We start from the raw sequence: 2,389 nt of genomic DNA on the forward strand, positions 1-2,389 counted from the left end.
CCGGCCGCCGCCAGCTGGAGGGCGACGTCCAGCGCGGGGGAGTCCCGGATGTCGTCCGTGTCCGGCTTGAAGGCCGCGCCGAGCACCGTGAGCCGGCGGCCGCCGAGCTGGCCGCCGCACAGTTCCCGGGCCAGTCCGACCGTGCGGGAACGCTGGTCCCTGTTGATGGAATCCACCACGTCCATCCACTGGTCCACGGAATCCACCCCCAGCCCCGCAGCCTGGACCCGGAGGGAACGGATGTCCTTGGGCAGGCAGCCGCCGCCGAACCCCAGGCCCGCATGGAGGTACCGGCTGCCGATCCGCGGATCGAGGCCCATGGCCGCGCCCAGCTGTTTCACGTCGGCGCCCGTGGCGTCGCAAAGCTCGGCCATGGCGTTGATGAAACTGAGTTTCGTGGCAAGGTACGCGTTCGACGCCGACTTGATCAGTTCCGCTGTGGCGAAGTTGCAGACCAGCCGCGGAATCCCGGCGGCCAGCAGGGGCGCGTAGGCGGCGTCGAGGGCTGCGGTGATCGCGGTGCCGTCCTCCGGGACGCCGTAGACCAGGCGGTCCGGGACCAGGGAGTCCTTGACCGCGGTGCCCTGGCGCAGGAATTCGGGGTTCCAGCCCAGGAGCACGTCCGGCCTGGGCGACAAGATGCCGCTGAGCATGTCCACTGTTCCGACCGGGACGGTGGACTTGCCCACGACGGCGGCGCCGTCGGCCAGGTGGGGGAGCAGTGCCTCCGTGGCGGCGACGAGGTAACTGAGGTCGGCGCCGTCGGAGGTCTTGGACTGCGGTGTGCCCACGCAGAGGAAATGCAGCTGGGCGCAGGCGGCGTCGCCGAAGTCCGTGGAGAAGCTGAGCCGGCCGGAGGCGGTGCCGTCGCGCAGGAGCTCGTCCAGTCCCGGCTCGAAGAACGGCGCCGCACCACGGCCGAGCTGTTCCACCTTGGCGGCGTCGACGTCGATCCCCACCACGCTGTGTCCCATCGACGCGAGGGTGGCCGCGTGCACGGCTCCGAGGTAACCGCAGCCGATGACGGAAATTCTCACAGGGTGACTCCTTGGGGGTTTGTGCTGTTTCTACGGCTTGCAGGGGGGATGTCGGCGGCGAGGACCGCCTGGTAGTGCTGGACCAGCTCGGCACCCAGGGCGGACCACGTCCGGCCCTGGACCGAAGCGTGGGCGGCCGCAGCGAACGCGCGGCGCTTGGCGTCGTCGCCCATCAGGTCCATGACATGGGACCGCAGCGCGCCGAGGTCGCCCGGCTCATACAGCCAGCCGGTGCGGGAGTTCTCGATGAGGTCCAGCGGGCCGCCGCGGCCCGTGGCGACCACCGGCACGCCTGAGGCCATCGCCTCCTGGATGGTCTGGCAGAAGGTCTCCAACTCGCCGGGGTGCACAAAGAGATCGAAGGACGCCACCGCGCGGGCCAGCTCCTCGCCGCCGAGGAACCCGGTGAAGGCCGCGTCCGGCAGGGCGTCCTGGAGGGCCTGCCGCTGCGGTCCGTCGCCCACGATCACCAGCCGGGTTCCGGGAACATCGGCCAGCACGGCGAGGTCCTGCACCTGCTTTTCGACCGCGAGCCGGCCCACGTAGCCGATGATGCGCTCGCCGGCCGGGGCGACGGCGGCCCGCCACCCGGCGTCGCGCTTGTCCGGGGAGAACCGCTGGGTGTCCACGCCGCGGCGCCACATCTCGACCCGCGGAATGCCGCGGCCGCGGAGCTGGTTGAGCGCGAAGCTGGAGGGGGCGAGGGTCCGGGATGCCAGCAGGTGGATATTCTCCACCCGGTTCCAGGCCCAGTTCTCCAGGAAGGGAACGCCGTACCGCCCGGCGTAGGCGGGGACCTCGGTCTGGTAGATGGCTATGGTGGGGATCCCCAGCTGGTGGGCGGCCTGTGCCGCGCGCCAGCCGAGCACGAACGGCGACGCCAGGTGGACCACGTCCGGTGCATAGTCGGCAAGGATTCGCTTGACCCGATAGACACCGCCCATCGCCACTCGAACGTTCGCGTAGCCGGCCAGCGGAACCGAGGGCAGCCGGTGGACATGCGCCCCGGAGACCTCCGTGGGGGCGTCCGTGTCCTGCGTGGACGGCGCGATCACGAGCACCTCGTCTCCGCGTTCCTGCAGATGCTCCAGGACCCGCAGGATCGAGTGGGTTACCCCATTCATGAGCGGCAGGAATGACTCGGCGACAATTGCGATCCTCACCCCCTCCACACTGCGGGGGCAGGCTTTCGGCGCGGGGGTGGGCGTATGGCGGGGGAGGGAAGAGTGGGTTAACGGGGTGTGGTTGGGGCGGGGATGCGTGGCGGGACGCGTGGCGGCAGCACCCTGGGGCGCCCCGTCCGCTGGACATGCCCTCCTGCCGGGTCAGGGCCTGGACATAGTGCCCATGTG

Annotated in this window: 2 protein-coding genes; both read right to left on the minus strand. The window is 70.6% G+C overall.

All coding sequences use genetic code 11. The features are described 5' to 3' along the window. The coding region (locus K789_RS0100665; protein WP_024365063.1) for a UDP-glucose dehydrogenase family protein at window positions 1-1,037 on the minus strand (1,037 nt) is incomplete at its 3' end. Continuing rightward, window positions 1,034-2,200: a glycosyltransferase family 4 protein gene (locus K789_RS0100670; RefSeq protein ID WP_024365064.1), complete on the minus strand. Its 1,167-nt coding sequence runs from the start codon at window positions 2,198-2,200 to the stop codon at window positions 1,034-1,036. The genes K789_RS0100670 and K789_RS0100665, both read right to left, overlap by 4 nt. Window positions 2,201-2,389 lie beyond the last annotated feature (189 nt).

Origin of the sequence: Arthrobacter sp. TB 26 (assembly GCF_000427315.1) — a bacterium.
In the GTDB taxonomy this organism is placed as follows: Bacteria; Actinomycetota; Actinomycetes; order Actinomycetales; family Micrococcaceae; genus Arthrobacter.